Here is a 1,128-nt window from a genome sequence, read left to right on the forward strand (position 1 = left end):
ACGGTCTGGAAGAGCGGGTGACGGGCGAGGGAACGGCTCGGGGCCAGCTCCTCGACCAGGCGCTCGAAGGGGACGTCCTGGTTCGCGAACGCGCCCAGACCGGCCTCACGAACCCGGCCCAGCACCTCACGGAAGGTCGGGTCGCCGGACAGGTCCGTGCGCACGACCAGGGTGTTGACGAAGCAGCCGACCAACTCGTCCAGCGCCTCGTCGGTGCGGCCCGCGATCGCGGAACCGATCGGGATGTCCGTCCCCGCGCCGAGGCGGGCGAACAGCACCGACAGTGCCGTCTGCAGCACCATGAACAGGGTGACGCCCTCGGCCTTCGCCAGCTCCATCAGGCGCTGGTGCGCCTCGGCCGACAGCGCGAAGCCCGCGGAGTGGCCCTGGTGGCTGGCCACGGTCGGGCGGCTGCGGTCGAAGGGAAGCTCAAGCTCCTCCGGGGAGCCGGTCAGCGCCTCGCGCCAGTAGGCGACCTGACGCGACATGAGGCTGTCCGGGTCCGCGTCGTCACCCAGCAGCTCGCGCTGCCAGATCGCGTAGTCCGCGTACTGCACCGGCAGCTCGGTCCACTGCGGCGCCCGACCCTCACGACGGGCCGTGTAGGCGGTGGAGACGTCGCGGGTGAGGGGCCCGGTGGACCAGCCATCGCCCGCGATGTGATGGATGACGAGGACCAGCACGTGATCGTCCTGGCCGGCGTCGAAGAGCACGGCCTTGATCGGCACCTCGGTGGAGAGGTCGAACGAGTGGCGGGCGGCACGCGCGAGGGCGGCCGCGAAGTCGTCGCCGTCCGGGTCGACCGCTTCCAGGTCCAGCGTCTCGCCCCACGTGCGGGACTGGAGGTCGAGGGCCTGAAGGGCCTCCTCGACGGACTCCCGCGCCACGTCCGGCGCCACCGAGGTGAGCTGCCAGTCGAGCTGGTCGGTGGGGATGATCTGCTGGTAGGGCTCGCCGTCGGTGGTGGGGAAGACGGTGCGCAGGGCTTCGTGGCGGTCGATGACGTCGCGCAGGGCGTCGCCGAGGGCAGCGGTGTCCAGGTCGCCGGTCAGGCGCAGCACGATGGGGCTGTTGTAGGTGGCGCTGGGACCCTCGAGCTGGCCGATGAACCACAGGCGGCGCTGCGCG

At 71.6% G+C, this 1,128-nt stretch carries 1 protein-coding gene; it reads right to left on the minus strand.

All coding sequences use genetic code 11. The features are described 5' to 3' along the window. A partial coding sequence (locus tag ABH931_RS39650) for a condensation domain-containing protein (RefSeq protein WP_370124852.1) occupies nt 1–1,128 on the minus strand: 1,128 nt, incomplete at both ends.

The sequence above is a fragment of the Streptacidiphilus sp. MAP12-33 genome (genome assembly GCF_041261265.1).
Classification (GTDB): domain Bacteria; phylum Actinomycetota; class Actinomycetes; order Streptomycetales; family Streptomycetaceae; genus Streptacidiphilus.